This is a genomic window from Pseudomonas sp. A25(2017), assembly GCF_002001065.1.
GTDB classification, from domain to species: Bacteria; Pseudomonadota; Gammaproteobacteria; order Pseudomonadales; family Pseudomonadaceae; genus Aquipseudomonas; species Aquipseudomonas kilonensis.
Genome location: NZ_MUOA01000059.1, coordinates 36328 through 59639, shown reverse-complemented (window position 1 = coordinate 59639; position 23312 = coordinate 36328). Strand labels below are relative to the sequence as shown.

The window sequence follows — 23312 nt, the reverse complement described above, 5'->3', positions numbered from 1 at the left end:
AGCCCGGCTCCCACAGAGTCCTCTGCAATCTGCAAGACCGTGTTCTACATCGAAAGGAGTTCGTCACCCACATGCCCGCTGCGCTTGATTCTCCCAGCGACGAATCGCTGCTGGCCCGCTACCGCAACGGCGATGGGGCTTCTTTCGAAGTCCTGTACGCCCGCCATCGGCAAGGGCTTTACCGTTTCCTCGTGTCCTTGAGCAACAAGGCCGAACTGGCCGAGGAAGTGTTCCAGGACACCTGGCTCAGCCTGATTCGCAGCACCACCCAGCCACAAGGCCGGGCGAGTTTTCGTACCTGGCTGTTCCAGATTGCCCGCAACCGCTTGATCGACCACTGGCGCAAGCAGGGTGTCCACAACCCGTTGCACGACAGCTACGACGAGCAGCTTCACGTCCAGCCCGACGACACCAGCAGTCCTGAGCGACAGCTGAGCCTGAGCCGCGACCAGGCGCGTCTTGACGCCGCGTTGCAGGCCTTGCCCGAAGATCAGCGGGAAGTCTTCCTGCTGCGCCTGCACGGTGAGCTGGAGCTGCCACAGATTGCCGCCTTGACCGGCGCCCCACTGGAAACGGTCAAAAGCCGCTTGCGTTACGCCCAGCAGAAATTGCATCGACTGCTGGCCGAGGAGGTACCCGCATGATCGACCCCAAACACACCCCGGATCCTGACGATGAAATGCTGATCGAGCATTTCCGCCAACACGCCAGCGCCGAGCCGCCGGCCTCCCTGGACGCCTTCATTCTGGCTGCCGCCCGCCGTGAAGCCCCGACGCCCACGCCAAGCCTGTGGCAACGCTGGCTACAGGCCTGCCAACGGCCGCGCTGGCAAATGGCATTCGCCACGGTCACCGGCGTGGCGCTGATGATCGGCCTGGTGCTGCGTTCGCCCGTGCCCCACGACGAACTGTCCTCTCCCGCCTCGATGGAGTTTTCCGCCGATCGGCAGGAGCCCGCCGTTGCCGCCGCACCACCGCCGGCCATGCCCGCCCCTGCACCGATCACCCGCATGGCGCCCCAGGGCGAACTGTCCCGAGCCCCGGCAAGCCCGATGCAATCGTTGGTGGAAAAGCCTGCGGCGAAGATGAGCAAATCGGCGCCGGCTGCACTGCCATCGCTGGAGCAGGGCCTGATGGAAATCCTGCGTTTGCGCGAGGCGGGTGAGAGCAAGGCTGCTGATGAAAAGCTGCTGGCGTTGCATAAGCGCTTTCCCGAGGAGGACTTGCCGGCGCGGTTGGAGGTGTTGCGAAAGCGCTAAGTAAACCCGCGTCGCAAAAGCCCCCAGGTCCTGGCGAACTGGGGGCTTTTCATTTGCATCGGGGGTATAGCAGACAACTTGATTTAGCGAGGGGTCAGGCGTCCACTCACTCGACAATGACGTCAACTGCCCAACTGAAATAGCCCACCGCATCACACTGGCTGTTCACCAACATAAACCTCAACTCACCGCGCTCCTTGCCTTGCCTCAGCGGCTGGCAGCGCCAGAAGTGATCATCAGCTTGTTGGGGAATGGGTTGGGTGAGGTTTTCGATGTCGATGGCGGGTATGGTCTGGCCAGCATTTACCACCAGCTCCGGCGCTGGTAGCACTTCTCCCTTTTCGACCGCGAATCCATAGACCACCACGCTGTGCTCGGCTCGAAGGGCGATGGTGCGACTGCGTAGATGGGTGGTCCGACCGAGACTTATGGGCAGCACCCTGCTGTCAGTTGTTGTACTGGACAGAAGGGCGCTGCCAAGGAAAAAAAAGAACTGCTCATCAATGGGCGTTGGCGTATCCGGGTCTTGGCTGGCTTGTGGATAACGCGAGAGCAGTGTCTCGGCGTCGACAATAAGGGAAACATGCGCAGTGGCTGTTTCGCTGGAAATAGCGTTGGGTTCGGTAGACATCACGGCTTCCTTTCATGATGTTGGCGAGAGTCGCGGTCGCTGTTGATAGAGCGAAACATCCTGTCCGGTCGCAGCGGCCGCGAGGTCGGTTGGCCCCCTGTCGCCAAGGGGCCGGCTGCATCAGTTATGGATGGAAATGAACGGGTCCCACGAGCAGCAGGCGACAATGCTGCAATTGCGGTCGACGATCAGGAAGTTGAAGTGATAGGTCACGCGGCCACAAGCCAGGGTTTCCGAAGACCAATAGTGGTTATCGACCTTTTGGCAGCTGGGTACGGATGGGTTACTGGTGTTGGGTACGGCGACGCAAGCGGTAGCCTTGCGCGGCGAGGGTGGGGAGATCAATTCGTTGCCCGCGTTGCCGATGAACTTGTAGAAGATCACCGCCGTTTCGAAGCTCTGTGACAGGCTGGTTTCACGCCAGCGGATCAGATCGCCGACTTGGGCCTTCAAGTCGAGTTCACCACCGGCCTGGCCACTCACCACGTTGTCCTGGTTCGTCACCATGTAGACATGTTTGAAGTCGATCAGCGTTGGCGAGTTGGGGTTTTTGCTAATGTTCGGGTAGTTTTTCAGGATGGTTTCAGTATCGATTGAAACCAGCACATCCGTGACTCGAGACATTATGAAGCTCCTTGATAGTGGGCCTTTCGGCTCGTGCCAAAAGACAATTACGTTTCACCGCGTCGCGGCCTGCGTGTGCACTATTGGAAGGAATTTTTTTGTCACGGATACGAGCTGGCCTGGCTCCATGCCGACTGGCTGACGATTCAGGTTCCTTCCTGCAGGTCGCGATTCTGACTATAGGTCGGATCAGAAAGCTGTCAAAAAACAAAATCACATTAACGAAAGATGAGGTTGGCGTCCGCAGATCCGCGCGCCAGAGGCGCGGAACGAGAAAACCCAGAAACAACAAAGCCCGCACGGAGCCGAATACGTGAAAGCACAGGTGCGGGCCAAGGTTGAGCATCCGTTTCGCGTGATCAAGCGTCAGTTCGGCTATACGAAAGTGCGCTTTCGTGGCTTGTCGAAAAACATCGCTCAGCAGACGACGACGTTGTTCGCGTTGTCGAACCTGTGGACGGTGCGAAACCGGTTGATGGGTATGAGCGAGGTGCACCTGTAATGCGGACTAATCACCCCTGGAACAGCACGATTAGAGGAAAGATCCATGAGTTAAGGGCATGAAAGGTCTGTTTTTCGACCGACTCACGATTTTTTGAACCTCAAGTAGCGAAAACATGAAAAATCGGTGGGTACTTCAGACGTTCCTTAGGTCAATTTGCTTTTGGGAGAAACGCCTTCCGTACAGTTCGCGTTTTAACATGGTAAAAATACAATAAGCATGGAAAAAGGGTACATCCGATCAAAGCAGTGGCTATCATGAACAGACCAAGATGATGCAGATCACTACCAACCAAAGTTACTACGTAAATAGCCAGTGACCCGCAGGCTAATTGCAGTGCTCCCATCAGACCGGATGCTGCTCCGGCGCTTTTCGGAAAGTTTGTAATGCCGCCAGCATAGGATAAAGGCAACAAAAAACCATTACCTAATGTCATAATCGCCATATTGACTAAGACAGGTACCGGTGAGGTCATGTTATACAAACCACACAGAAATAAACTGCTAGCGCCAATGGTGAATAGAACATAGCCAACTGCTATTAAATGATTGATGGAGTATTTTTGGATTAGATTGCGCGAGATAAGGTTTCCGATAATATAAGCAATTGCAACGCTGATGTAACAATAACTGATTACGGCCGGCGTCATCCCCATCGCGCTAAAAATAACTGGCGATGCGGCCAAGTAGCCAAAGTAAGCGGCATAGGCAACACCTAAATTTACCGTGTAGGCTAAAAACAAAGTATTGATCAGCAACCCCGGATAATTTTTTATGGTTGCCAACAGCGCATGGTGCCGCTGGTCTTTAGGGAAAGTTTCAGGGATTTTCGTAGCGACTAAAATCAGCGTGGCAATTCCGAGCGCAGCAGTAAATAGAAATGGCGCCCGCCAGGAAAAATGCAGAGTCAAATAACCACCAATAATTGGTGACAGCGCTGGCGAGGCGCCAACGATGGGCATAATCGTAGCAAAGACACGGCCAGCGGTTTTTTTGTCAAAGATGTCGGCGACAATCGCGCGGCCAATCACCACACCAGCACCAGCACCTAGAGCTTGCAACAGGCGGCCGATCGCGAATACCGTAACATTCTGCGCAGTCGCACAGGTAATTGACGCCGCCGTAAATAAAAACAGGCCACCAAGTACCAACGAACGACGACCATAAGTATCAGACAACGGGCCATAAATAACCTGCGCCACAGCTAAGCCGATCAAATAAACTCCAAAAGTTCGCTGTATCGCAGAAATGGGTGAGTCTAATGCAATCGCAGCAACTCCCATGCCAGGTAGATTGATATCGGATGCAATCAAGCCGCTAGCACTAAGTAATACTAGCGCTGTGAGTAAAATGCCATAAGGGATCTGAGTAGTGTGTTGACTCATCGCATTACCTCCGCATTAAGTAAAAAGGAGTAATCAGTATTGTGGCTAGTAGCAGAAAGTTAGTTTTTTTCAAAGATGCCTCGCTACAGCGACACGATGTGTCACGCAACTAGTGCACACGCGTGTCGCTTAGACCTAATTCAACATAGTGATTGGATTGGTCCGCGTTATCTCGATAAACCGCTCTGTCGTTAAGCCAAATTCGGTAAACCATTGTTGGCTTTGAAGTAACCAATCTGCAATATCAGGCTGACTGGTTTGCCCCAAATCAGAACTATATACAACGCGCGGCACACGAGTCGCTACTTGTTGAAAATCTTCTTTGCTCTGATAGCCGAGTAGATAAGTAAGAGCTGTCTGCTCTACGTACACCATACTTGACTGGGCCAGATCAAACAGCTCGCTGGCACTTAGCCCGGTTAACGGGTTGGCCGGCTGGTTTAACATCAAACGCGGGACCTGAAACTTCTCCGCCGCATCAATCAACAACAATACCTCTTCACGATTGGCATGGCCGGTAGAGACGACGATGGGATAATCGCGCGCCATACGCAATATATCGCATGTTTGCGACGTCAAATGCCCGTTCCCATCCGATACCTGCAGCGGCTTAATAGGACGATTTTGTAAAATCGGATGACTCAAATTTCGCGTCAGACGACTTTGATGGAAACGACCAGTAACGGTCGGCAAATGCACAATCAAACGTCCTGCTCCCTCCCCATGCTGACAGAGTCCCCGCTCGACGTTGCGCCAATCGATGCCGCCCGCTATTTCATTAAGCACGATGGAGCCAGACACTGGCAAACCGGCACAACGTGCCTCCCACGCTTGTGCGGCACTACAACCCAAATGGTTTTTTAATACCACCCACCCATTTTCGGCTTGATAACGTCGGCCTGCCTCTAATACCGAATGGCGCCGCACATATGAATCTGGTCCCGCATGATAGTGCACATCGATAAACGATACTTGTCGCATATCAAGCGCCGGAATCGGCGCACTCATGCTTTAACCTTTTCGTAGGAGTGACTAGCATCCGAAGAATTTTCTGCGATCCACGGCTGATCGTAGCGAAAGCGCTTGCGCGCTTCGACTAAAGGCATGCCGCCACGAATCGCTTCACGAATCTGTTTCTCAGTGCGCTCCACATTTTCCGCACGTGTCAGTACATCCAATAATCGATCTGCTGGAATAACCAGAACCCCATTGTCATCCCCTATTAACCAATCACCATTTCTCACGGTGACGTCACCCACTTTAACGTCTTGCTTTAATGCTGTGACATGCACTCGGTTTTTACCTGAAACCATATTCACGGCAGTGCTAAAAAGAGGATAAGACATCAGACCGATTTCGCTTATATCACGTGCCGCGCCGTACACGACGCTGCCTGCAATGCCCTTGAGTTGAGCCATTTCCGTCAGAATACCGCCCCAGTTCGTACAATCGCTACGTCCTTGGTTATCCACTAAAATCACATGCTCAGCAGGGACCTCATCAATATAGTTCCCGGCATTGTGAAAGGTGCTTCCATCATGGTCTAGGTTCTGGTATTGAACCGTAAAAACAGGACCCGCTAATATTAAACCCGGCACACGGGTCGTTATTCCACCTAGTGCACCATATAAGCCAAAGCTATCCATCGCATCACTAACTGCCGGAGTGTCGAGCTTTAAAAAACGCAGTCTTAATTCGTTGATGTTCATATTAGTCAGGATCTCATTTGTAAGTGATTAAATTGGCGCGCAACATAGCCCACGCAATAAATTCGCAAAAATAATTAATGATTTCTGGACCGCGCTTGGGAATAGTTAGTGAAAATTCCCGCTCTTCCCCCAAATAGTGAACGTGGCAGCGCAACTCCAGTGTGCCTTTGTAAGGTGGGTGCGTATCGCCCACCAACCAAGCATGCATAGTGGCCGATTTAGTATCACTTAATTGAAGGTGTGGTAACGATTTGGCAAAGGCTCCTTGCGTCATTTCGTCACGCAAATTCAATACTGGAGTAATATTTTCCCGGACAATCTCCAGGGCGGTACGCCCATCAGTACTGATGACATGTGGCGCAAGCAATATCTCTATCTTTTCTACTAATACAGCTTCTTGCTGACAGTCGCAATCAAGTGCGAGTCGCACATCAACATACGGATAACGCCAAAGATAGCTTGCATTAGCCTCTGGAGTCTGCGCGATGAGCTGATCAACTGCGTCGGCGATATCCGACTCAATTACACCCAACAACCGCCATTGGTAGACTTTCTGGTGCTGGATATGGGGCTGTTGCGCCAGAAGTGCGTCGAGCATAGGCAGGCACTCATTTGGAGGGCCGGGTAATACATGAATTATTTTCCCTTGCCACTGCAAGCTAAAACCGCTCGCAGTGCCATGCTCATTAGGCAGTATCACTGCATCTCGCGGAAATAAAGCTTGTTTTCGATTACTTGGATGTACCTTCAATCCAAAATTCTGCAAGCGGTTTTGTATTGCCTGCCAGCTGGCACTATCGAATTCCAGCGGACGCTCGGTGGCGATGGCAATCGCCTCACGTGTTAAATCATCGGACGTCGGCCCCAGCCCCCCACTGATGATCAACGTATCCGACTGGCCAAAGCAGATCCCTAAAGCGTTGTTGATTGCTGCTAACTGATCACCACATGCTATTTGTAAGCCCACTTGATAACCATGGAAATGCAGCTTTTTTGAAAATTCCGCCATATTGCTATTAATAAACTCGCCACGTAATAGCTCATCGCCGATACAAAGAATACTTGCACGATGAATAGCGAGGGGCCGGGCAATCTCGGCTAAAATTGCTTGAGCCATTTCTTGAGTACCCGCATTGCCGCCCAGATCGTATGTGACTGTCTTGCCGCGCTGGATGGTATTCTTTACTGCCTCTTCAATTCTGGCCGCCGGCTCATGAAAGCCAAGGTGGCGCAAGGTTAATCCTATTGTCATAAACATCGCAGCCGGGTTGGCGCGGCCTTTGCCCGCCATTTTGGGTGCGCTGCCATGTACGGGTTCAAAATAGCAGATTTGGTTTCCGATATTGGCGCTTGGGGCAAGGCCCAACCCTCCCATTACGCCTCCCGCCAAATCAGACAAAATGTCACCGAACATATTTTCGGCAACGATCACGCCAAATGCTTGCGGACGACGCTCCAGCCACAAAGCGACTGCATCTACATTATGAATATCGGCTTCGATTTCGGGATAGTCGGCAGCAATAGCATAAAAGATATCTGCTATAAATTGCCCACTTTCGCGCAATACATTAGGTTTGTCTGCTAACGTTACTCGAGCATGCTTGTGCTCAACAGCATAAGAAAAAGCGTAACGAAATAATCTTTCCATACCAAACTTGGTTTGCAGGCGCACACTAAATGCCGCATTCTCCGGTCCACTTTTTTCCAAGTTGGGATGTTTCAGCATTTCTTCCAGTATTATGGGCACGCCGTGTTTATCGAGGCCTGAATACATGCCTTCGGTATTCTCACGGATCACACAACAACGAAACGGCTTCCGATTGCCTAGCATATGTTGTACCGGTCGCACGTTTGCGAACAGATCCAGGCGTTGACGCATTTGAATTACAGGAGAAACATATTTTTGATTTTTGCCTTGCAGTGCGGGTGCAAGTTCGGCTTCGGCTTCTTTTTTTCCTTTGCTCGTGATGGCGCCTAATAAAACAGCGTCACTTTCGGCGATTTGTTTCCACGTTGTTTCGGGTACCGGGTCCCCGTCACGCTTCCAGCACTCCCAGCCAATTTCGCCAAACTGAAGTTCAATTGGCAGATTAAGTAGCTTTAATACCGGTAATGCGGCATCGCATACTTCGCGGCCGATACCATCCCCTGGCAACACAAGTAATTTTTTCATTTGATTGTTTTTAATATCCTGACAGGCTGCCCGCTTGATAAATCAAGCCGGCAACTAAAATGCATACTTATTCAGAAGGCGACCGGCCGTTACTTTTCTTAATCAAGAAAATCTGAAATCAATCTAAGCGCTATCTCCGGAGCTTCAATTACCGGCCGCATGCCGCAACCAGAAATTCCACTGCTGATTTGTCGTCGGTTATCACTACTCACTACAATACTATCAGTATTGACAAGGCGTGATGCCGCACCATAAATCTGTAGCATATGACCAGCATAATTATTAACGTGGCTTCGTGCGTCGGCCTTCATTAATTGCGAAAAACCTATTCGCAAACGTTGACCAATACCGCTTTCTTCCACCTTGGTGGGCGGTAACGGCTGATACTTATCATTACGTTCCGGTTTGACGTAATATTCTAGCAAGTCCAACGCTGCCGTCTCACCTTGCATATCCAAACATGTCAGAATGCTTGCTAAATTGCTTTGTAATTCAGCGCTGCATCGTGTCGGTGCTGATAAGCCCAGAACACGTGGACAAGTTTTCAAAAAACCCGACAACAAAGAATTTACCAACGCTCCGCCATAAGCCTGACCAACAGCCAGATCAATCTGCGGATAATTGGCACGCAGATACGCATCCCAATTTTCGGAGGTCGCATGCAATGTACTGCTTTCCTGGGCAAGGGATAAGCTGTCATAGACGTGCACCTGATAACCGCGCGCAACCAAAAGATCCAATAAAGGCATACAGAACGCGCCTTCATCCCACTCGGCCAAAACGGGTGAAAACACAACAGCGATGAAATCTGATTGGGGGCCAAAGACGGATTTTGTTAAGTCGGGACGACTAGGCAAGTGCATTTGCAAAAACCTCACCAATATTGTTAGCGCTGGCGGTAATGCGCGCTTTATCGTCAATAGATAAATCAAACATGCCAAGTATGAGGTCATCCAGGGGTTGAACCGGACGCGCGCGAGCTTCGATGCCCTCCAAGATTTCGACCTGTTCCAACAGTGATCTACAATTATATTTATCTGCCTGATATGCCAAGCGAAGATAAATAAGCCACGATTCCAATTTCAGATTTCCGGCGCCCTTACCCATGCCACGTAATGAAGCATCGATGAAGGTCGCACCGGCATCAATCGCCGCAATGCTGTTAGCTGTGGCAAGACCAAGATTGTCATGCGCATGAAATCCTAATTCTAAACCGCTGGTTTCGCGGATTAGGCGTACCAGATTCCCCACCCTGGATGGAGTCAGGCTGCCGTTAGAATCAGCCAAATACAGTACATCCGCACCTGCCTCACGAGCTAACGAGGCATGAGCCACTAATTGTTGAAGAGGCTGTTGGCTGAGACGAGTCAAATTTAAGCAGACCGTCATTCCTTGTGCTTTTGCTTCCTTGATATAATCACTTGTTAATTCAGCTCGCTGAATGTCCATGCAAAAGCGGAGCATATTGACACCCAGACGACGTAGATGACCAATATCATTTCTTTCTATATTTTTAGGATGTGCCATTACACATAGGCAAGGCTCCGACACGCTGTCGCGCAAAGCGCTGATATAAGAGTTCTCTGAAAGCCCAGTAATACCGATATCGGCTATGGCTTTAAAAGCTCCGTTCCTATATCCAATCTCAACCCAATCGACTCCACTTTTAACCATTTGTTGAATGTGTTGCTGCGCATATTCAAGCGTGAAGTTGAAGTCATTCCGATAGCCGCCATCGCGCAACGTAACATCCAGGTTTTGTATTTCAGATTTCATATATATCCATATATACTTTCAAGACTCATGCAGCGCTAAGAGTTGGAAATAACTATGCCATTAGTGGAAAATAAAAATTCAAGCGCAGCATCGCTCGCTTGAAATTAAGATTTATTTCAAGGTTGTATAAGTGTTCTATTGTCGCGAGTGTGCAGTCATAAACTATGACTTATTCATTTCGCATCCGGCAACTTTAAATTAGCTTAAATCTTGGTTGTGTTTTCGCACACAATCTGCCGATCCGTCGAACCCGTTGAGTTCCCACTACAGGTATCTCGCTTCGACCTACCCCTCAAATCGAGGGGTGATCGAGTTGCACATACTTTAACGCCCACGCATCAGGACAACTGTGCTTACTCCAGCCTTGTTGCGAATAGCCGTCGCGCGCGTATAAGGGGAGGACTTGTACCATTCCTCCGCAATGTCCAAGGACGGAAACTCAATAATCGCAGCTCTATCCGAGGACGGAGCGCCCTCAATTTGGCGCATATCATTTCGACTAACCGCAGATATCACGCGGCCTTGATATGGTTTTAGAGATGGAACGACTAAGGATGCGTACTCCGCATACGCATCTGGATTGCTTACCTGAATAAAGAACACCGCATATCCAGGCTTGTTGGGGCTGGCCATTTCGGGTTGCGTCTGTCCCGACGCAATGCTAGCTGCGAGAGATGTCAAAGTGACAAACGCTAGAATTCCGCTGGCGATCAGACGACGGGGACTCGACTTAGTCATTTTCATACTGACGTTCCTTTTCTGCTCAGTTGCAATCAACAATCAGCATTGCAGAAAACGGTGATACAATCTAAGACTGATATGGACACATTTAAGACCATACGAGCATCACATGGATTTTAAGTTACTTCGCGCCTTTGTCGTTGTTGCTGAGACCGAAAATATCGGTCAGGCGGCTGAACGATTGCACATCTCACAGTCACCGCTTAGTCGTCAGATTATGCAACTTGAAGCGCAACTTGGCCTCACCCTATTCGAACGATCACGCCAACGGGTCAGGCTGACGGGCGAAGGTCGATTATTTCTTCTTGATGCACAAAATCTGTTGTCGCAAGCAGAGCGCGTCAAAGCTCACGCCCGTCGTCTCGCTCAGGGAGAGTCCGGTACTCTTGCAGTCGGCTACGTCGAGGCCATCATGCACGCTGAAGTTTTGCCTCAAGCCCTCCGGCACCTAAGGGCGCAACGACCAACGTCTAACGTCACGCTTCATGCACTATCTTCCGCCGCACAGGTCGAGGCCTTATACCGCCGTGCGATTGATGTAGGAATGCTTTATTCGCCACCCCATGATCCGGATATTCAGGTAGTAGAAATCATGAGTGAGCCCGTGGTCCTTGCATTGGCGTTGGATCATCCATTGGCAGGTCAGCCCGATATTCGAGCTGATGATCTCGACAGTCTGCACTGGATCGCTCTAGCAGAAGCTCGGAATCCCGATGCCCGACGGCGCTTTATTGAAAACTGCCGATCATCCGGCTTTGTACCGGACATCCAAATGGAGGCAGATGACCTACTAACCGCGCTCCGTCTTGTTGGCGCAGGGCTTGGAGTGACACTCGTTCAATCCAGCCTACGCGATGCGCTTCCAGGGCGACTTACTTTTCGTGATCTCCCTTGGTTCCCCTCGGCGGTCAAGGTATACGCAATGTGGCGTAAAGACGATCCGAGGCCACTCGTTGGAGCCTTCAAAAAGGCCCTTTCTCCATAGAGCGGGGGCTTGGGTGCCGCCACCGAATTGACTCAGTTGCCGGGACGTCACTGACCCGGTCTGTTCCTCGCGAATCATTGCCTTTATTGGATTTGTGCATACTGGGAGTTGGGTCAGTCTTGCGTCAGCAGGTGGGTCAATTCGGCATCGGCGTCAACAATGCGTGCCCAGGCTTGAGCATCGGATTTGGTTTCGAACGTTTTGCGCTGGGCTGGATAGCCCTTGCGGCGGATTTGCGCTTCCCACTGATACTCGCCACGATTCCTGATTGTTGCCATTTCGACCATTCCCGCCACGTTCAAGTGTGGCAAATTTGTGGCAAAAACGACTTTCAGGACTAGGACAGGTTTCTGTCAGGAGCGCTATCCCCTTGTAATACAAGGGAAAGAAGATGGTGCACCAGGCGGGATTCGAACCCACGACCCCTGCCTTCGGAGGGCAGTACTCTATCCAGCTGAGCTACTGGTGCAGTGCGGGCGCCATGATACTCATATGCGTGGCAGGCGTCCATGCTACTGAATCGCCTGCGTTTTCAGGCGGCTCGACGGCTCTTGGCTACGCTGATCAGAAAAAGCGGGCAAATTCGGCTTTTTCGTTCTTTTTTTCGAACAGCCTATTGTCCTTCACCCCTATCGGCCCTAGGATTCGTTTGAGATTTCAAACGCTCTTGTCTGGGTGCTGAACCGCACGTCTGTGCTTTTGTGCGTTATTTCTGTGCTTCAGCCCGGTGAATGATTTCCCTGACGGCAGCCCCCGAGGCGCCTTTCTACAAATCTAATTCGCTCCGCGCGTGCGCGGTGCTGTTAAGGAAAGCCGACATGCAGCTTAAAGACACCCAGTTGTTCCGCCAGCAAGCCTTCATCGATGGCGCTTGGGTTGATGCGGACAATGGTCAGACAATCAAGGTCACCAACCCGGCGACGGGCGAAGTGCTGGGCACTGTGCCGAAGATGGGCGCCGCCGAAACCCGTCGCGCGATTGAAGCCGCCGACAAGGCGCTGCCGGCCTGGCGTGCGCTGACGGCCAAGGAGCGCGCCAACAAGCTGCGCCGCTGGTACGAATTGCTGATCGAGAACCAGGACGACCTCGGTCGCCTGATGACCCTGGAACAAGGCAAGCCGCTGGCCGAAGCCAAGGGCGAAATCGTCTACGCCGCCTCGTTCATCGAATGGTTCGCCGAAGAAGCCAAGCGCATCTACGGTGACGTGATTCCCGGCCACCAGCCCGACAAGCGCCTGATCGTGATCAAGCAGCCGATCGGCGTGACCGCGGCCATTACCCCGTGGAATTTCCCGGCCGCCATGATCACCCGCAAGGCCGGCCCAGCGCTGGCAGCCGGTTGCACCATGGTCATCAAGCCAGCTTCGCAAACCCCGTTCTCGGCCCTGGCCCTGGTGGAACTGGCGCACCGTGCCGGCATTCCGCAAGGCGTGTTGAGCGTCGTTACCGGCAGCGCCGGCGACATCGGTGGCGAGCTGACCAGCAACCCGATTGTGCGTAAGCTGTCCTTCACCGGCTCGACCGAGATCGGTCGCCAGTTGATGGCCGAATGTGCCAAGGACATCAAGAAAGTCTCCTTGGAACTGGGCGGTAACGCGCCGTTCATCGTGTTCGACGACGCGGACCTGGATAAGGCCGTCGAAGGCGCGATCATTTCCAAATACCGCAACAACGGCCAGACCTGCGTCTGCGCCAACCGTCTGTACATCCAGGATTCGGTGTACGACGCGTTCGCCGAAAAACTCAAGGCAGCGGTCGCCAAGCTCAAGATCGGCAACGGTCTGGACGATGGCACCACCACCGGTCCGTTGATCGACGGCAAAGCGGTCGCCAAGGTGCAGGAACATATCGCTGATGCCGTCAGCAAAGGCGCGACCGTGCTGTCGGGCGGCAAGGCGATGGAAGGCAACTTCTTCGAGCCGACCATCCTGACCAACGTACCGAACAACGCCGCCGTGGCGAAGGAAGAAACCTTCGGCCCACTGGCACCGCTGTTCCGTTTCAAAGACGAAGCCGAAGTGATCGCGATGTCCAACGACACCGAGTTCGGCCTGGCCTCGTACTTCTATGCCCGCGACCTGGGCCGTGTGTTCCGTGTGGCCGAAGCCCTGGAATACGGCATGGTCGGCGTCAACACCGGGTTGATTTCCAACGAAGTCGCGCCATTCGGCGGCATCAAGGCCTCGGGCCTGGGCCGTGAAGGCTCCAAGTACGGCATCGAGGATTACCTGGAAATCAAATACCTCTGCCTGGGTATCTGATCTGCTGCAAGCGCAAAGGGCACGAGAGCGCTGTCCCTTTGCGCGTTTCACCCGTTCTGTTTCTTGTGGCCGGAACGCTGCGGCAGTCGATCATCGCATGCTGTCGCAGTTGCCTCCCCGCCATGTATTCCTTGAGCCACGCCGACCGATGAGCGGCGAATGAGGACATTTTAATGAGCAAGACCAACGCAGACCTGATGGCCCGCCGTACCGCCGCTGTTCCACGCGGTGTTGGCCAGATTCACCCGATCTTTGCCGAATCGGCGAAGAACGCCACGGTAACCGACGTTGAAGGTCGTGAATTTATCGACTTCGCCGGCGGCATCGCCGTGCTGAACACCGGTCACGTGCACCCGAAAATCATCGCCGCCGTGACTGCACAGTTGAACAAGCTGACCCACACCTGCTTCCAGGTCCTGGCCTACGAGCCGTACGTGGAACTGTGCGAAAAAATCAACGCCAAGGTGCCGGGTGATTTCGCCAAGAAAACCCTGCTGGTGACCACCGGTTCGGAAGCGGTGGAAAACGCCGTGAAAATCGCCCGCGCCGCCACGGGCCGTGCCGGTGTGATCGCTTTCACCGGCGCCTACCACGGTCGTACCATGATGACCCTGGGCCTGACCGGTAAAGTCGTGCCGTACTCGGCCGGCATGGGCTTGATGCCAGGCGGCATCTTCCGTGCGCTGTACCCGAACGAACTGCACGGCGTGAGCATCGACGACTCCATCGCCAGCATCGAGCGTATCTTCAAGAACGACGCCGAGCCGCGTGACATCGCGGCAATCATCATCGAGCCGGTGCAGGGCGAGGGTGGTTTCTACGTAGCGCCCAAGGAATTCATGAAGCGCCTGCGCGCTTTGTGCGACCAGCACGGCATTCTGCTGATCGCTGACGAAGTGCAGACCGGTGCCGGCCGTACCGGCACCTTCTTCGCCATGGAGCAGATGGGCGTTGCCGCCGACCTGACCACCTTTGCCAAGTCCATCGCGGGTGGCTTCCCGTTGGCCGGTGTCTGCGGCAAGGCCGAATACATGGATGCCATCGCGCCGGGTGGCCTGGGCGGCACCTACGCCGGTAGCCCGATCGCCTGTGCGGCGGCGCTGGCGGTGATGGAAGTGTTCGAAGAAGAACACCTGCTGGACCGCTGCAAGGCTGTGGGCGAGCGTCTGGTGACCGGCCTCAAGGCGATCCAGAAGAAGTACCCGGTCATCGGTGAAGTGCGTGCCCTGGGCGCGATGATCGCCGTGGAGCTGTTCGAAAACGGCGACTCCCACAAGCCGAACGCCGCAGCGGTAGCCCAAGTCGTGGCCAAGGCGCGCGACAAGGGTCTGATCCTGCTGTCCTGCGGCACCTACGGCAACGTACTGCGGGTGCTGGTGCCGCTGACCGCGCCGGACGAGCAACTGGACAAAGGCCTGGCGATCATCGAAGAGTGCTTCTCCGAACTCTGAGTGACGGTTGTGCGCTGATCCACAAAAACCCGCCTTCTGGCGGGTTTTTTCATATAGGCGAAGCTGCCTGGTGGATTTTGAGCTGTCTGGAACGACCACCAACGTCTAAGGTGCAAGTATGGCAAGGGAGCATGCTGCATGACTGCTGTGGATTTACCCGCTGTACCCCGTGTGTTGATCGCCGAGGCCGATCCGGCTTCTCGCGAGCTGCTTGAGCAGGTGTTGTCGGGTGTGCGCTGCGATGCTCGGGTGGACACTTGTGACGACGGCAAAGAGGCTTTGGATTTGCTGGCGAAGCATCCCTACGACCTGGTGATCGCCGATTGGGAGCTGCCGGGGGTTGATGGCCTGGCGATTCTGCGTGGCCTTCGCCAGCAGCATCGCACGCCGCCGTTGCCGTTCATCCTGATGAGTCGGCGCAACGACAGTGCCAGCGTGCGCGAGGTCCTGCCGCTGGCGCCGACCGCGTATCTGACCAAGCCCTTGAACCGGGAAAGCCTGACCCAGCGTTTGCAGGGGTTGTTAGTGGGCGGCGGTGAAGAAACCTCCAACGATGCGCCGGTTCCGGGGCCGGCGTTGACCTTGCTCACCTTCCTGGAACGTCGGCGTGACCTGTCCGAGGGCGCGCCCTTGATGACCGATGTGCAAGTGGCGGTCAAGCGCAGCCTCAACCCCGGCGGCCTGGACTTGAAACTGCTCGAAGAAGAGATCCGTACCGACCCGCAGATCACCGCGGTGCTGATCGCGGCGGCCAACAGCGCTGCCCAGCATCAGGGCGGTAGCCCGGTGCAGACCGTGGCCCAGGCGCTGCACCAGCTTGGTTCCGGACCAAGCATGAACCTGATCCTCGCCCTGACCCTCAAACGCTGCGCCCGGCTCAGCGTTCCGTGCCTGGCGGATTATGCCGAACGTTACTGGGAACTGTCGCTGCACACCGCCGAATACGCCCGGACGATGGCGCGGTTGCTGGACTTGGAGCAGGAGCGTTGTTATTGCGCCGGGTTGTTGCATCGCCTGGGCGACCTGGCGTTGCTGCGCTGCCTGGAAGAGTGGAAACAGGCCGGTGGTGAGCTGGACGAACCGGAGGAAGTCGGCGACTCGCTGGACACGTTCGGCGCCAGTTTCGGCTCAGCGTTACGTGCCCGCTGGCGTCTGCCGTTGGAGCTGCGGGAGTTGATCGCGGCGGTCTATAGCCTGGGGGGCGGGGTGTATTCCCGTGAAGCCTTGGTGATGAACATGGCGGCGCAGATGGCGCACCTGCCCGCCCATGAGGGCCTTGAAGAACTGGCCCGTAGCCGTACGGCGCGGTTGCTGAAGATCGGCTTGCCGGAGTTGACGCGATTGCGCCGTAAGTAGCACCGGCACCTAACCCCTGTGGGAGCGGGCTTTGTGGGAGCAAAGCTTGCTCGCGATGCAGGCAACTCGGGTTCAAGTGGACACCGAGGCGCTGCTATCGCAGGCAAGCCTTGCTCCCACAGTTGATCAGTGGCGGGACAACTCAATCAAGCCGCGATGATACGGTTCTTTCCCTTGCGCTTGGCTTCGTACATGGCCGCGTCGGCGCGGGCGAACAGGCTGTCGAGGGACTGGTCTTCGGGGGTAATGGTGGTCAGGCCCTGGCTCACGGTGATGCCGAAGTTCTGCTCGCCGCAGCGAAAATTCAAGCGCTGGATCTCCCGTTGCAACCGCTCGGCCACTTGCAGCGCCATGTCCGGGGGACAGCCGGGGAACACCGCGGCGAACTCTTCGCCGCCGATCCGCCCGAACAGGTCGCCGCGCCGGAGCACGGACCGCCCGCTTTCGGCGATTCTCTGCAACACGGTATCGCCTTCCTGATGGCCGTAGGTGTCGTTGATCACCTTGAAGTCATCGATGTCCAGCAACAGGAACGCCATGGGCGTCCCTTGCAGCCGTGCCTGCTCGAATTCACGGTGGGCGCATTCGAAAAAGTGCCGGCGATTGCTGCTCTGGGTCAGCACATCGGTGGTCGCCAATCGCTGCAGTTCACTTTCCAACAGCTTCTTTTCGGTGATGTCCTCGGCGATGCCAACCACGATCACCGGTTGCCCTGGCTCGGCCTGGCGGTTGATGAAGCATTTGTCGCTCAGCCAGCGGATCTGGCCGTTGCCGGCGATGATGCGGTATTCACGGTCTTCGACGGCGCCTTTGACCAAAACCTCGGCCAGGCTGCGCTCGGCGTACTCCAGGTCGTCGGGGTAGATTGCGTCGCGCCATTCGTTGAGGTCAGCCAGGACCAGGCCGGCGGGGCGGCCGAAGATCCGCTCGTAGGCGGGGCTGACATACAGCACCTGCCGGGTTTCCCAGTTGAACGCCCACAGCACGGCATTGACGCTGACCAGCAACGAGCTGAACAACTGCTCACGCTCGCTCAGGCGCGCCACCTCACCCTGGGCATGCATCAGCGCCATGAGCGTCTGGGCTGCCTCGGGCCAATGAGGTAGGGAGTAATCCTGTAGGTTCTTGTCGACCATCGGCACAAATCTCAAAGAGCATGCACTGCTGTTGGTTCGCACGCGCTTTCTCCAAAACCCGCCTGGATGGCGAAGTGCTCTTTGAGATAGGGGATTTGGGACGAAGTTCCTTTTCAGGCGACGAAGGGCGGGGGATTTAGCCAGTTGAATTATGGGGGCTGGACCTGTGGCGAGGGAGCTTGCTCCCTCGCCACAGTGGTTTTGTCAGGCCGTGGCAGGCCGTAGCGAGTAGGTCTTGAGCTGGTCGGCAAACTCGCGCAGGGACTGGATGCCGCTGGCCTCGGCTTCGCTGACCCATTCCTTGATGGCGGCGAGCATGTCGTGGCCGTTGCTGCTGGTCTTGACCCAGATCTGCTGCAAGGCCAGGCGTTTCTCGTAGATCACCTTCAGCGCCTGGCTGTGTTCGAGCATGTTCTGGATGCGCACATGGTGACGGTCGTCCAGCAGGCTGGTTTCCCGCGACAGCAGGCGTTTGGCCCGGTGGAACTGGTGACGCACCGAGTGATCGACCTTTTCCAGTTCCTGCTTGACCAGTGGCGCGATGACCAGCCGGCGGTACTGCGCCATGATCTGGAAACGGTTGTTGAGGATCGCCATGGCCGTGTCCATGTCCAGGTGGCCCTTGCCTTCGACCCGGTGGGCGATCGGCGCAACCCGCTGGACCTTGGCCAGGCGCAGGAAACTGAACACCCGGATCCAGGCCCAGCCCAGGTCGAACTCCCATTTGCGTACCGACAGCTTGGCCGAGTTGGGGTAGGTGTGGTGATTGTTGTGCAGCTCTTCGCCGCCGATCAGGATGCCCCAGGGCACCAGGTTGGTCGCCGCGTCGCGGCATTCGAAGTTGCGGTAGCCCACGGCATGGCCCAGGCCATTGACCACGCCGGCGGCCCACACGGGAATCCACATCATCTGGATGGCCCAGATGGTGATGCCGATGGTGCCGAACAACAGCAGGTCGATGATGCCCATGATCGCCACACCCAGCAGCGGGAAGCGGCTGTAGAGGTTGCGCTCGATCCAGTCGTCGGGGCAGTTCTTGCCGTAGATGCGCAGGGTTTCCGGGTTTTCCGCCTCGGCACGATACAGCTCGGCGCCTTTGCGCAGCACGGTGGACAAGCCTTTTATGACCGGGCTGTGAGGGTCGTCCTCGGTTTCGCATTTGGCGTGGTGCTTGCGGTGGATGGCGGTCCACTCGCGGGTGTTCTGCGCCGTGGTCAGCCACAGCCAGAAACGGAAGAAATGCTTGAGACCGGCGTTGAGCTCCAGGGAGCGATGCGCCGAATAACGGTGCAGGTAGACCGTGACGCCAATGATCGTGACGTGGGTCATCAGCAGGGTGACTGCCACCAGTGACCAGGCCGACAAGCCAAGAAAACCTTCGTACCACATAGGCTGTAGGACCCTCGATAAAGATAAAAACCACCGTAGCATTATCACCAGCCCCACAGATAAAACCAGTCGGCCTTTCAGATAAGAGTGGCTGAATGTTTCTTCCTCTATAATCCCCACCTCTCTGTAGGGACATGGATGGCCAAATGCCTGCCCATCAACGCAGTGCCATGCGCGTAGCGCTGCTTTACCTTGTATTGTCAGTCGTCTGGCTGCAGCTGATTGGTTATTTATTGAGCAGTTTCTTCGATCAATTCGCCGACAGACAACGCTGGCTGCTGATCAACGGCTATGCCTGGGTCCTGCTCAGCGCCGGGTTGATCTTCCTGGCGCGGGCGCGGATCTCGCGATTTTTCGCCAAGGGCGAGCACGGCGCCGATCGAGAGCGCCTGCGCCAGGCTGCCGCCGTCTTCGATTGCACCCGCGAAGGGGTGTTGGTGACTGACCGCAACGGCCTGATCGTGCACGTGAACCGGGCCTTCATGGCGATCACCGGTTATGTGCGGGATGAAGTGCTGGGCCAGCGCCCCACCCTGTTCAAGTCCGGTCGCCATGGGCCGGATTTCTATCGCGACATGTTTACCTCCCTGGACAGCCTGGGGGAGTGGAGCGGCGAGATCTGGAATCGACGTAAAAGCGGTGAGATCTACCCGCAATGGCAGACGATCCGCGTCATTCACGACGACAGCGGCGAAGTCAGCCATTATGTCGCGGTGTTTTCCGACATCAGCGCCATCAAGGATTCCGAGCACGAACTGGCCTACCTGGCCCATCACGACCCGCTGACAGGCTTGCCCAACCGCCTGCTGTTTTCCGATCGCACCGAGCAGGCCCTGGCGTCGGCGCAGTTGCACAAGCGTGGCTGTGCCCTGTTGCTGCTGGACCTGGATCACTTCAAGAACATCAATGACAGCCTGGGTCACAACGTGGGCGATGAATTGCTCAAAGGCGTGGCCGAGCGGTTCCGCGGGCTTTTTGCGCCGGGCGTGACCCTGGCCCGGCTCGGGGGCGACGAATTTGCGGTGCTGGTGGAAAACTGCTCGCAGCCAGGCCAGACAGCGGCGCTGGCCCGGCGCATCCTCGATGCCTTGAAAGAGCCCCTGCGGTTCGATGACCACGCATTGTTCATCAATGCCAGCATCGGCATCAGCCTGTTTCCCGGCGATGCCCTGAGCGCCGGGCAGCTGCTGCGCAATGCCGATTCGGCGTTGTTCAAGGCCAAGAGCGCCGGACGCGACGGCTACGCCTTGTACACCGAAGAACTCACGGCCCACGCCCAGCAGCGGGTCGAGATTGCCTTCGAACTGCGGCGCGCGCTGCAGCAACAGGAGTTGCGCGTTCACTACCAGCCGGTCCACGAGCTGGCGACCAGTCGTCTGATCGGTGTCGAGGCGCTGGTGCGATGGGAGCATCCCACGCGTGGATTGGTGTCGCCGGCCGAGTTCATTCCCATCGCTGAGCGTACCGGTCTGATTGCCCAGGTCGATGCCTGGGTCATGGACCAGGCCTGCCGGCAGATGTGCCAGTGGCAGCAGGCCGGCGTGGCGCTGTCGTTTGTCGCCGTCAACGTATCGAGTCGGTTGTTTGCCCGTCGCGAGTTGTATGACCAGGTCGCCCAGGTGTTGCATGACACGGGCCTGGATCCGGGTTGCCTGGAACTGGAAGTGACGGAAAGCGCGGTGATGGAAGACCCGGAGGTGGCGCTGGAGCAGATGCATCGCCTGCGGGAGCTGGGCGTGCGCCTGGCCATCGACGATTTTGGCACGGGGTATTCGTCGCTGCTGCGGCTCAAGCGTTTGCCGGTGCAGAAGCTCAAGATTGATCAGGGTTTTGTCGCGGGGTTGCCGTGGGATGAGGATGATGCGGCGATCGTCCGGGTGATCATCGCCCTGGCCCATAGCATGGGGATGCAGGTGCACGCCGAGGGCATCGAGCAGCGTGAGCAGGCGGTATTTTTGCTTGGACAGGCGTGTGAGTTGGGGCAGGGTTACTGGTTTGGCCGGCCCGTGGCGGCGGCGCAGTTGGATTGGGGGCGGGCGCCGGTTATTGCTTGATCGTCAGGGGGATTGATGTTGGTCGAGTGCATATCCGTTGCTGCGGTAACGGCCGCTTAGGGTTCCGCCCTGACGGCGGCTCACTTTTGAGAAGCGCAAAAGTAAGCAAAACGCTTCTGCCCCACCACTCGGCACCTCGCCTAGGCTCGGTGTGCCCTCACTCCGGCATTGCTCCGTGGGCCCGCCGCGAAGGGCCATCCATGGCCCAGCGCGGCTATCCCGGCATCCATGCCGGGATGCCCACTACGCAATGCCTGCGTTCGGCCATCGTGGTTAACGGGGCGCCCGAGATCAACGTCCACCGCGAGGCGGCCTAACAGCCGGCCTGGCTCTTGCGGTCGTACACCCCTCAGATCTGTTTGAGCAGGGCCTGTGGGAGCAAAGCTTGCTCGCGAGGCGGCCTGACAGCCGACCTGGCTCTCCCGGTCGTACATCCGTCAGATCTGTTTGAGCAGGGCCTGTGGGAGCAAAGCTTGCTCGCGAGGCGGCCTGACAGCCGACCTGGTTCTCCCGGTCGTATACCCGTCAGATCTGTTTGAGCAGGAGCTGTGGGAGCAAAGCTTGCTCGCGAGGCGGCCTGATAGCCGACCTATCTCTCCAGCCGTACCCCAATCCAACTGTGGGAGCGAGCCTGCTCGCGAAGGCGTCGGTTCAGCTTGCATCATTGTTGCCTGACACTGCGCTATCGCGAGCAAGCTCGCTCCCACAGTTGTTTTGGGTTGACTGTGGTATCCGCGACAACCCAATTCCCCCTGTGGGAGCGAGCTTGCTCGCGATGGCGCCGGTTCAGCCTGCATCAATGCAAAGCGCTACCCCTTGGCCCCAGACGCCGCCATCTCCTTGGTTTCCAAATGATCCAACGCCCGCTCGACCAACAACTGCACCCCATCGGCCATGCGACTGATCGCCAGGGCGACGCAGCGGCGTGAATCGTCCACGTCGTCAGCCAGGTCGGCGGCGATGGTGCTGATGGAGAGCAGGTCTTCGGAGGCGTTGGCGAGCAGGGTTTCGGTGTCGATGTGGGGGGAAACGATGAAGAGTTGGTTTTTGTCAGGTTCGGGCGGTGAGGCGGGCTTGGGCTTGAGGTAGTAGTCGAGGGCGCGGGTAGCGGCGTCATCGAGCTTTTTTTCTTCCTGCGCTTGGACGCGGGATTTGTGGCCGCTTTGTGGCGGATTCGGTGAATGCTTGACCATATTTTATGTACCAGAGTTGGGGTCGACATCCTTTCGCTTGCATTCGAAGAGGTGGCAACTGTACGTAGGTGTGCAAGACCGGTCCGGTACCGCCGGCAGGCCCGAAGGCCTCCCACGCACAATTGCCATAACGGACGCGAGCATAAAAAAATGCTCGGTCAATAGCCATAAGCAATTGCGTACCAGTCCGGACTTGCACGTCCGTATCACCGTTTTTTGCGATGACGAACCAAGGTTAGCGGTGCAAAACCAGGGTGCCTAGTTCATGCACACCCCTACGTCTTGAAGGAAATCTCCGAGGATTTGGCAGGTAAAAAGCCCCCAATCACCCCTGCCGTAGGACGTCGGCTACTTTATGTAATTTTGGTTATATAAAAATTCTTAAATAGTCTTTTTAAGAATATCCGCCTTTATCTAGTATTGCTCCCACGCCGCAAGCAGTGCCGCCCACTGCCAGGCATTCATTCAAAGGAGCAGCAGCATGAGCGCATCTCTACGTAGCGTTGACGGCCAGGACGAAGCAACCATCTTGCGCGAGATCCAGAGCGCGTTGCGCGATCTACGCTTTGGGGCAGTGGAGATCACCGTGCACAACGCGCAGGTGGTCCAGATCGAGCGCAAGGAAAAATTCCGGCTGCAACAACCCAGTCATAAGTCGTCTTGAAAAAACAAAAGATCGCAGCCTTCGG

Annotated in this window: 22 protein-coding genes, 1 tRNA gene and 1 pseudogene; 10 read left to right on the top strand and 14 right to left on the bottom strand. The window is 55.8% G+C overall.

Translation table 11 applies throughout. The features are described 5' to 3' along the window. Positions 1–71 precede the first annotated feature (71 nt). Entirely contained in the window at positions 72–644 is a 573-nt protein-coding gene (locus B0E42_RS12430) for an RNA polymerase sigma factor (protein WP_053177513.1), read from the top strand. Beyond that, complete coding sequence (locus B0E42_RS12425) at positions 641–1258, top strand: hypothetical protein (RefSeq protein WP_077506506.1); 618 nt, start codon at positions 641–643, stop codon at positions 1256–1258. The genes B0E42_RS12430 and B0E42_RS12425 overlap by 4 nt, the downstream gene beginning before the upstream one ends. A 106-nt stretch (positions 1259–1364) precedes the next feature. Here the strand turns inward: B0E42_RS12425 and B0E42_RS12420 are convergent, their stop codons facing one another. Both B0E42_RS12420 and B0E42_RS12415 read right to left on the bottom strand, forming a co-directional pair. After that, positions 1365–1889, bottom strand: a complete 525-nt coding sequence (locus B0E42_RS12420; RefSeq protein WP_053177517.1) for an AidA/PixA family protein — start codon at positions 1887–1889, stop codon at positions 1365–1367. A gap of 120 nt (positions 1890–2009) precedes the next feature. Then, positions 2010–2513, bottom strand: coding sequence for an inclusion body family protein (locus tag B0E42_RS12415; RefSeq protein WP_018606623.1), 504 nt, complete (start codon positions 2511–2513; stop codon positions 2010–2012). Between the two features lie 274 nt (positions 2514–2787). Between B0E42_RS12415 and B0E42_RS12410 the strand changes: the two are divergent. Then, positions 2788–3015, top strand: a pseudogene (locus tag B0E42_RS12410) (transposase); the annotation flags it as partial. A 151-nt stretch (positions 3016–3166) separates the two neighbouring features. Here the strand turns inward: B0E42_RS12410 and B0E42_RS12405 are convergent. From B0E42_RS12405 to B0E42_RS12380, 7 genes are all read right to left on the bottom strand, one after another. Then, on the bottom strand, positions 3167–4399 hold the full coding sequence (locus B0E42_RS12405; RefSeq protein ID WP_077506505.1) for a multidrug effflux MFS transporter: 1233 nt from the start codon (positions 4397–4399) through the stop codon (positions 3167–3169). 135 nt (positions 4400–4534) lie between these two features. Next, positions 4535–5407, bottom strand: a complete 873-nt coding sequence (locus B0E42_RS12400; RefSeq protein ID WP_074849402.1) for a DUF6282 family protein — start codon at positions 5405–5407, stop codon at positions 4535–4537. After that, positions 5404–6108 (bottom strand): RraA family protein, encoded by a 705-nt coding sequence (locus tag B0E42_RS12395; RefSeq protein WP_077506504.1) that lies wholly within the window; start codon positions 6106–6108, stop codon positions 5404–5406. Before B0E42_RS12395 ends, B0E42_RS12400 begins: the two co-directional genes overlap by 4 nt. A gap of 13 nt (positions 6109–6121) precedes the next feature. After that, the gene (locus B0E42_RS12390) at positions 6122–8281 is read right to left on the bottom strand and encodes an isocitrate/isopropylmalate dehydrogenase family protein (RefSeq protein WP_077506503.1); all 2160 of its coding nucleotides are present in this window, start codon (positions 8279–8281) and stop codon (positions 6122–6124) included. Positions 8282–8379: 98 nt separating this feature from the next. Then, positions 8380–9144, bottom strand: coding sequence for a hypothetical protein (locus B0E42_RS30130; protein WP_139212974.1), 765 nt, complete (start codon positions 9142–9144; stop codon positions 8380–8382). Then, positions 9131–10057, bottom strand: coding sequence for a hypothetical protein (locus B0E42_RS12385; RefSeq protein ID WP_018606635.1), 927 nt, complete (start codon positions 10055–10057; stop codon positions 9131–9133). Before B0E42_RS12385 ends, B0E42_RS30130 begins: the two co-directional genes overlap by 14 nt. Positions 10058–10381: 324 nt before the next feature. Beyond that, complete coding sequence (locus B0E42_RS12380; RefSeq protein ID WP_018606637.1) at positions 10382–10801, bottom strand: DUF1330 domain-containing protein; 420 nt, start codon at positions 10799–10801, stop codon at positions 10382–10384. 106 nt (positions 10802–10907) lie between these two features. Between B0E42_RS12380 and B0E42_RS12375 the strand changes: the two genes are divergently transcribed. After that, complete coding sequence (locus B0E42_RS12375; protein WP_018606639.1) at positions 10908–11783, top strand: LysR family transcriptional regulator; 876 nt, start codon at positions 10908–10910, stop codon at positions 11781–11783. Between the two features lie 113 nt (positions 11784–11896). Here the strand turns inward: B0E42_RS12375 and B0E42_RS31105 are convergent, their stop codons facing one another. Beyond that, entirely contained in the window at positions 11897–12061 is a 165-nt protein-coding gene (locus tag B0E42_RS31105; protein WP_156334879.1) for a hypothetical protein, read from the bottom strand. Positions 12062–12175: 114 nt separating this feature from the next. Beyond that, positions 12176–12252: transfer RNA gene (locus B0E42_RS12370), tRNA-Arg, on the bottom strand. Positions 12253–12601: 349 nt separating this feature from the next. On the opposite strand from B0E42_RS12370, the gene gabD reads away from it, so the two are divergent. The 3 genes from gabD to B0E42_RS12355 all read left to right on the top strand — a co-directional run bounded on the left by gabD (position 12602) and on the right by B0E42_RS12355 (position 16851). Next, positions 12602–14044: an NADP-dependent succinate-semialdehyde dehydrogenase gene (gene gabD, locus B0E42_RS12365; protein ID WP_024616535.1), complete on the top strand. Its 1443-nt coding sequence runs from the start codon at positions 12602–12604 to the stop codon at positions 14042–14044. Positions 14045–14217: 173 nt separating this feature from the next. Beyond that, entirely contained in the window at positions 14218–15495 is a 1278-nt protein-coding gene (gene gabT, locus B0E42_RS12360; protein ID WP_018606645.1) for a 4-aminobutyrate--2-oxoglutarate transaminase, read from the top strand. 138 nt (positions 15496–15633) lie between these two features. Continuing rightward, positions 15634–16851: an HDOD domain-containing protein gene (locus B0E42_RS12355; protein WP_077506502.1), complete on the top strand. Its 1218-nt coding sequence runs from the start codon at positions 15634–15636 to the stop codon at positions 16849–16851. Between the two features lie 146 nt (positions 16852–16997). On the opposite strand, the gene B0E42_RS12350 is transcribed toward B0E42_RS12355, so the two are convergent. Further along, a complete protein-coding gene (locus tag B0E42_RS12350) occupies positions 16998–17987 on the bottom strand; it encodes a sensor domain-containing diguanylate cyclase (RefSeq protein WP_018606648.1) in 990 nt (329 codons plus the stop codon). 204 nt (positions 17988–18191) lie between these two features. Beyond that, positions 18192–19376: a delta-9 fatty acid desaturase DesA gene (desA, locus tag B0E42_RS12345; protein WP_024616539.1), complete on the bottom strand. Its 1185-nt coding sequence runs from the start codon at positions 19374–19376 to the stop codon at positions 18192–18194. A 146-nt stretch (positions 19377–19522) separates the two neighbouring features. On the opposite strand from desA, the gene dibA reads away from it, so the two are divergent. Then, positions 19523–21430, top strand: coding sequence for a phosphodiesterase DibA (gene dibA / locus B0E42_RS12340; RefSeq protein ID WP_077506501.1), 1908 nt, complete (start codon positions 19523–19525; stop codon positions 21428–21430). A gap of 149 nt (positions 21431–21579) precedes the next feature. After that, positions 21580–21747, top strand: coding sequence for a nucleoid-structuring protein H-NS (locus tag B0E42_RS31100; RefSeq protein WP_168188513.1), 168 nt, complete (start codon positions 21580–21582; stop codon positions 21745–21747). Between the two features lie 492 nt (positions 21748–22239). Here the strand turns inward: B0E42_RS31100 and B0E42_RS12325 are convergent, their stop codons facing one another. Next, on the bottom strand, positions 22240–22623 hold the full coding sequence (locus B0E42_RS12325; RefSeq protein ID WP_053177532.1) for a DUF6124 family protein: 384 nt from the start codon (positions 22621–22623) through the stop codon (positions 22240–22242). Between the two features lie 481 nt (positions 22624–23104). On the opposite strand from B0E42_RS12325, the gene oscA reads away from it, so the two are divergent. Then, positions 23105–23287, top strand: a complete 183-nt coding sequence (gene oscA / locus B0E42_RS12320) for a sulfur starvation response protein OscA (RefSeq protein ID WP_018613250.1) — start codon at positions 23105–23107, stop codon at positions 23285–23287. The last annotated feature ends 25 nt before the right edge of the window (positions 23288–23312 follow it).